Raw genomic sequence first — 6,000 nt, forward strand, 5'->3', positions numbered from 1 at the left:
GCAATGAAATTTCATTGCTGATTATTTTTAAGTATTTATGAAGAAAAATATTAATATACTAACAAGCTATTTAAATCTTATTGATATTCATGTTGATAAGAATGAGTTTGAATATCAATTAAATGGTCATCCGGAATTTCCTAATATTCTGTCTTTTTCCGATACGCTTCATTTTTTTAATATTGATTGTTCAGTGTTTGAAATAGATGAAGAAGATGTTGAGTTGTTACCTGAAAATTTTATATCCATCAATGATGAAGGTTTTAAATTGGAAGACAAAAAGAATTATAATCTCTCAGCGTCCAATGTTGTCTTATTAGTAGATAAATCAGAAAGCTTTTACAACGAAAACAAAAAAAATAATCTGTTCTTATGGAGCTCTATTTTATTGGGCGCTCTCATGGTATCTGTTTTATTATTGGATTTTTCTTTCTTTTATACAGGTGCCGCATTTGTGTCACTTTCATTTTTAGGGATTTTCCTTTCCTATGAAGCTTATAAAAAAACTCATGGTAAAGGAACCGTCATTCCTTTAGGGGTATGCCAGAATAAAATGTTGAAAACAGATTGTGATTATGTATTTAATTATAAAAAATGGAAGTTTTTTGATATATCTGAGATCTCTTTATTATTCTTTTTCTCTCAAATTATCAGTTTTATAGTTTTAGCAATCTATAAAGATCTCAGTTTTTACTATTTTATATACAAGTATATCTTCTATCTCTTTATACCTGTCTCGTTTGTTTCATTGTATTACCAAATCATTGTTATTAAAAAGCTATGTCCGGTTTGTATTGGTATTATAGTTTGTGTTTATGCTCAGCTGGCTCTTTTGTACCTTTTGCCTAACGCATTGATAAAGATTAATCCATTTTCTATTGTTTTATATGGATTATTTGTTTTGGCTTCTGCTTTATTTCTGCTTTATTTAAAGGAGAAAGTTAAGTGGAATAATAAACTGAAAGAAGAAATTGTAAAAAGCTCGAGGTTTAAAAGAAACTATACTTTCTTCAGAAATAACCTTGCAATTCAAAAGAAAACTCTTAATGATGATTTTTTGAGCTCGTTTAATTTTGGAACTTCTGATGCTAACTTAACGCTGACTTTGGTAACGAATCCTTCATGTAAATACTGTAAGGAATTCTATCCAACATTTATGAGAATAATACATAATTACAGTAATCAAATTAATATTCGTCTTGTGCTGGATGCAGATCTTGAAAATTTTTCAGAAGAATTAGCTTCTACCTATATAAATATGGCCTGCATTTATGAAAATTCGGAAGATAAGACAACTTTTTTTGTAGCTTTGGAAGAGTGGTATACGATAAGAACAGATAAAAATGGTATCAGCAAATGGAATAATAAATACTCTCATTTGTTTACAAATCAAGATCATGTTATTTCTATTTTAAACAACCAGAAAAAATGGAGAAATATTAATGATATTAATTTTACACCGGATATCTTTATCAATGGATATCAATACCCTATTGAATATGACAGAGCAGATTTGGAATATTTCATATCTGAGATGATGGGATAAATATTAAACTATGAAAAAGCTATTATTTTTATTATTGGGAACATTTATTTGTTTTTCCCAAAGTAACAGATTTATCTATGAAGTAACTTCTAAAAAAGATTCTACTTCTCAGAATCTGATAAAAGAGAATTTTAATCTTGATACTACACCTAATGATATAGCTTATTACAATAGACTTTATTATGTAAATGATTCAATATTTTCAGTTAAAAATCAATATGGATACAAAGGTTATAAGCTGACTTCATTTCTGATAAAAAAAAATAATAGCAATGAATATCAGAATTATGAATATATAGGAGATGTAAATTTCTATAAGATTAATGAAAAGGCAGAGCAGCATTGGGAAATTTCAGACAGTACCAAAACATTCGGAGGTTATCCTGTTCAAAAAGCTGTAACAGAGTTTGGAGGAAGAAGTTGGGTGGCGTGGTTCACCAAAGATATCCCGATCCCTTACGGTCCCTATAAATTTAATGGCTTGCCTGGATTGATCATGGAGCTTTATGATGCTAAAAAAGAATATTACTTTAAAGTCATCAAAAGCGGGAAAATTCCTGAGAATTATAAACGGATTTCGTTAGAGAATTCTATTTCCAGGGCTATTCCTGTAGATCATGCTAAATTGAATAAATTAAGATTGGAATTGTATGATAATCCTTTCAAATATATAATGAACGGAAGACTAACTCTTCCTGAAGGAAAAAAATTACAGCTTGATGACGGAACCATTCTTACAAAAGAGGAACTGAAACCTGCAGAAGCCAACGAAAGAAAAAAATTAAAAGCCTTTAATAATCCTATAGAATTGGATAAAGCTGTAAAATATCCTTGATGAATGTGTAAAAAGAATCCCTTTCAGAACTTCTGAAAGGGATTTTGTTAGATATAAATTTGATATTTATAGATTGTTCAGGATAAAATCCGTCATTTTCTGATACAACTGAGGTCTTGTCTGCCCACCATAAATTCCGTGGTTTTTATCAGGATAAGCCATGAAATCAAACTGTTTTTTGTTTTGAATCAAAGCTTCAGAGAATTCCATAGAGTTCTGGAAGTGAACATTATCATCAGCGGTTCCGTGGATTAATAGGAATTTTCCTTTCAACAGATTGGCATATTCTGTTGGTGAGTTTTTATCATATCCATCAGGGTTTTCCTGAGGGGTTCTCATAAATCTTTCGGTGTATACAGAGTCATAATATCTCCAGTTGGTTACCGGTGCTACAGCAATTCCCACTTTGAAAACATCAGCACCTTTAGTCATTGCTAAGCTGGTCATATAACCACCGAAGCTCCATCCAAACATTCCGATTCTGCTCTTATCAACATAAGACTGGTTCCCGAACCACTTTGCAGCAGTAATCTGATCTTCAATCTCATATTTTCCTAAGTTCATATAGGTTACTTTCTTGTATTTTGCTCCTTTATAGCCGGTTCCGCGTCCGTCTACACACGCTACAATATATCCTTTTTGTACAAGGTGGTTGAACCACATTGCATTCCCATTATCCCATGAGTTAGCAACCTGCTGAGATCCCGGTCCTGAATACTGGAACATAAACAGAGGATATTTTTTATTCGGATCAAAGTTTTTAGGTTTCATGATCCAGGCATTCATCTGATCACCTACAGCATTTGGAATGGTGATGAATTCTTTCTCAACAAAATTATCCGTTTTTAATTTCTGCAACTGATCATTGTTGTTCTGAAGCTCTTTCACCGCTTTTCCGTTTCCGTCTTTCAAAACATATGTGTATGGTCTTGCAGCGGTAGAAGAAGTTTCAATGAAATAATTATAGTTTTTGCTGAAATTGGCAGAATTGTTTCCTTCTGCATTAGAGATCAGCTGAGATTTTCCGTTTTCAATATTTACTTTGGAAACTACCTTATTAATACTTCCTTTTTCAGTAGTCTGAACGTAAATTTCTTTGGATTTTGGATTAAAACCATAATAATCCGTTACCTCCCAGTTTCCTTTTGTGATCTGTTTTTTAAGCTTACCATCTTTGTCATACCAGTAAAGGTGGCGGTTTCCGTCTCTTTCAGAAGACCAAAGGAAAGAATCATCCTCAAGGAACTCTAGAGTAGGGCTGTCTGTATCAATCCACTTATCATCTGTTTCGGTGAATAATTTCTGAACAGCTCCTGTTTTAGTATTTACTTTTAAAATATCTGAAGCATTCTGAATTCTTTCAGAAGTTATTAAAACAATTTCATCAGGCTTTGCAGTCTGGAATACATTCGGGATGTAGTAATTTTTGAAAGAACCTAAATTCAGCTGCATTGTTTTTCCGTTATCAAGACGGTATAGCTGTGCTGAAACTACAGAGTTTTTCTCACCTGCTTTTGGATATTTATAACGCATTTCCGCTGGGTAAAGGCTTTTTCCATAGATTGGAATATAAATTTCCGGAACCTGACTTTCATCAGACTTTACAAATACGATAGCATCAGAATTTTTTGTCCACTCATACTGTCTTGCATGTCCGAATTCTTCTTCATAAACCCAATCTGCTAACCCATTCAGAATAGCATTCTTTTTACCGTCAGTTGTAATCTGAGTGATTTTTCCTGAGGCAAGATCCTGATAGAACAGATTATTGTCAGAAATGAATGCCACTTTGGTGGCGTCCGGAGAAAATGTTGGCTCCTGAACTGTTTTACCTTCATTCAGACTGATTACTTTTCCGGATTTTAAGTCTTTTACATCAAATTTTCCTAAAAAAGAATGTCTGTAAATAGGCTGGCTTCCTGTCTGTAAAAGAATTTTAGATTCATCATCAGAAAAAATATAGCTTTCAAACTTTCCGTCCACAAGATTTCCTTCTTTCTGTGAAGTTTTGTAAGAATATTTTGCAATTCCTGAAGGTTCAATCACAAGATAATTTTCTCCGTTTTTCATTGAAGTAATCCCTGCGATCCCTTTTCCACGGTAATATCCTGAATATATTTTATCTAAAGTAATTTCCTGTGCTGACACATTTTGAAATACTGCAGCCACAGTGAGAGTTAAAAGGAGTTTTTTCATTTTCAATTTTAATGATTCCAAATTTAATAATTCTTACTTATATAACCATATAAAATAAAATCAGAACCTAATATGCTGATTTTATATTGTAATTTAAGATTGTATAGAGTTTGCAGAGAATATTTTTTAGTTTTCGAATTTAATGTAGTGAAAATATTCAATAATGAAATTTATTAAAAAAGGCAATTTGGCAAAAAAATTGAATATATAATAAGTATAAATCAAATCAAATGATAATTATGGAAACGAATGCATACAACCAGAAACTGAACCGTTATGTATTGAACGACCAGATCGTTTATACAGGTTTTTCCAGTTTTAAAGACGCCGAAGAATGTGCTTATAAAAAAGGAGGAACATTGGTAGAAGTGGTGTTCAGAGATGGAAACGATAATCCCGAAATTACGGATGAAGCAGGTTTAATTGAGAAAAAACTTCATTATTATGTTGATGCAGGCGATGAGTATAAATTTATCCACTCCTCTGATCCGGGATTCAGAAAATATGCGGATGAGCTGCAGAAAATAAAAGCCAGCAATGATAAAACCAGTCCGGATGAAAGGTATTTTGCCAATTTCGAAATTGAAAATACAGAAGACCCGATTATTGTGCTCAAAAATGACCATTTTGAATCGGTAACATCAAGAGAGCGTTCAAAATATTTGAAGCATGCATGTGTATATGAACTAGGGGTTTCCCTGCCAAAATCTTAAAAAAATCAGATCATGAGCAAAACGAAATATTCAGACAAAGCTCAGGACAAAGTAGGAAAGGTAATGCACGAATTTAAGGAAGGAAAACTGAAGTCTTCTTCCGGAAAGAAAGTGACGAGCAGAAAACAAGCCGTAGCTATCGGTATTTCTGAGGCGAGAGAAAAGGGGTTGAAAGTGCCTTCAAAGAAAAAAAGCAAATAAACTTCAATACAAAATGCCCGGGAAAATTTTCCCGGGCATTTTGTATTGAAAAACGAAAAAAAATGATTATTTCGCTTCGTTGTAAAGCAGTCTGTAATACTCGTCAGCTATCCTGTCGCTGTTGAAATGGTCTTTTACATCATTCATAGCGTTCTGCTGAATTTTTCTCCATTGGTCAGGGCGGTCATAATAGGTTGGAAGAATTTCGTTTTCCAGAATTTCGTATAATGTATTCAGATCATAATTATCCTGCTCATAGATGCTCATATTCTGATAATCTGCTTTAGGAACTACGAAAGAGTTTTCTCCATGCCTGGCAAATTCCGGGATCCAGCCGTCATCTGTGGATAAATTTACGGAACCGTTCATTGCAGCCGTCATACCGGAAGTTCCTGAAGCTTCTCTTGGAACTCTTGGATTATTAAGCCATACATCAGAACCCTGCTTTAAGGATTGGCTTAAAGAAAGCTCATAGCCGGTAAGAACTGCCATATTTTTATGATATTTAC

Annotated in this window: 5 protein-coding genes and 1 pseudogene; 4 read left to right on the top strand and 2 right to left on the bottom strand. The window is 33.1% G+C overall.

Features of this window, described 5'->3' with window-relative positions; genetic code table 11:
* Positions 1-37: 37 nt before the first annotated feature.
* On the top strand, positions 38-1,546 hold the full coding sequence (locus tag CLU97_RS21690) for a thioredoxin domain-containing protein (RefSeq protein WP_121489950.1): 1,509 nt from the start codon (positions 38-40) through the stop codon (positions 1,544-1,546).
* A gap of 10 nt (positions 1,547-1,556) precedes the next feature.
* The gene (locus CLU97_RS21695; RefSeq protein WP_121489951.1) at positions 1,557-2,381 is read left to right on the top strand and encodes a GLPGLI family protein; all 825 of its coding nucleotides are present in this window, start codon (positions 1,557-1,559) and stop codon (positions 2,379-2,381) included.
* A 66-nt stretch (positions 2,382-2,447) separates the two neighbouring features.
* Here the strand turns inward: CLU97_RS21695 and CLU97_RS21700 are convergent, their stop codons facing one another.
* Positions 2,448-4,577 (bottom strand): S9 family peptidase, encoded by a 2,130-nt coding sequence (locus CLU97_RS21700; protein ID WP_121489952.1) that lies wholly within the window; start codon positions 4,575-4,577, stop codon positions 2,448-2,450.
* 239 nt (positions 4,578-4,816) lie between these two features.
* Between CLU97_RS21700 and CLU97_RS21705 the strand changes: the two genes are divergently transcribed.
* Together CLU97_RS21705 and CLU97_RS21710 are read left to right on the top strand one after the other, a co-directional pair.
* Entirely contained in the window at positions 4,817-5,290 is a 474-nt protein-coding gene (locus CLU97_RS21705; protein WP_121489964.1) for a hypothetical protein, read from the top strand.
* 12 nt (positions 5,291-5,302) lie between these two features.
* Complete coding sequence (locus tag CLU97_RS21710) at positions 5,303-5,491, top strand: DUF6496 domain-containing protein (RefSeq protein WP_121489953.1); 189 nt, start codon at positions 5,303-5,305, stop codon at positions 5,489-5,491.
* A 66-nt stretch (positions 5,492-5,557) separates the two neighbouring features.
* Here CLU97_RS21710 and CLU97_RS21715 read toward each other — a convergent pair.
* Positions 5,558-6,000: pseudogene (locus CLU97_RS21715) on the bottom strand (glycogen/starch/alpha-glucan phosphorylase); the annotation flags it as partial.

This window comes from Chryseobacterium sp. 7 (assembly GCF_003663845.1).
Lineage (GTDB): Bacteria > Bacteroidota > Bacteroidia > Flavobacteriales > Weeksellaceae > Chryseobacterium.